We start from the raw sequence: 706 nt of genomic DNA, 5'->3' as shown, positions 1-706 counted from the left end.
ATCTGCAGAAGAACGCTCGCTCAAAAAATAGAACACAAAGAGCAAACGTACCCGCCAGAACGGGACTGTGCGTTCAAACGGTGGGGCTTCGCTCCCGGCGCTACGCGCCGCGTTTGAGCGCACAGCCGCCGTCCCGGCAGGCAGCAGAGTGTCAAAAAACCATAAAGGATAGAGACATGTCTGCGACACTTGAACACACTCAGCCTGAGAAAATCACGGGCGAAGCTCTGGCACAGTTTATCGGCACGACCCGGTATCATCGCTACACGATGGGCCTGATCCTGACCGACGGGGCAGCGTATCTGGCTAAAAATGGCGCGGCATGGCTGCTGGACATCGTGGCGAGTGCGCGTCTGGTTCCGGCTGTCCGGCGTGCCGAGTTCGAGTTCTGGACGCTTAGGGTGGATCTTACCAAACACTGCGCCGAGGTTGTGTGCACGGATGGAAACGGCGAACGCGAGGCCAACATCCTGTACCGCCAGGGTGTGGGCTATACGGATTTCCCGCTAGCGGAACAGAGGCTTTACGTCGTGGCCGATAGCAGTCTCGGCAAAGTCGTCATGCTCACATCCGAATACTGAGAACGGGTGAGGCCGGGGTCGTGCGTGCGCCAAAATGGACACAGCCACGCACGGGCGCCTTCGGCCCTTAGCTGGGGATGTGCGCGCAGAGCGCCACCCAAAAAAGAAAAACAGCAAAACACAAC

At 58.5% G+C, this 706-nt stretch carries 1 protein-coding gene; it reads left to right on the top strand.

Annotated elements, in window-relative coordinates; genetic code table 11:
• Nucleotides 1-176 precede the first annotated feature (176 nt).
• Complete coding sequence (locus tag J2D75_RS14280) at nucleotides 177-581, top strand: DUF6876 family protein (protein WP_243428782.1); 405 nt, start codon at nucleotides 177-179, stop codon at nucleotides 579-581.
• Nucleotides 582-706 lie beyond the last annotated feature (125 nt).

The organism is Acetobacter suratthaniensis (assembly GCF_017377745.1).
In the GTDB taxonomy this organism is placed as follows: Bacteria; Pseudomonadota; Alphaproteobacteria; order Acetobacterales; family Acetobacteraceae; genus Acetobacter; species Acetobacter suratthaniensis.
This window is presented reverse-complemented; position numbering and strand designations above follow the sequence as displayed.

Bases quoted from the DNA above. Each gene is read 5' to 3' on its own strand.
- J2D75_RS14280 (WP_243428782.1), top strand. From the start codon at position 177: ATGTCTGCGACACTTGAACACACTCAGCCTGAGAAAATCACGGGCGAA.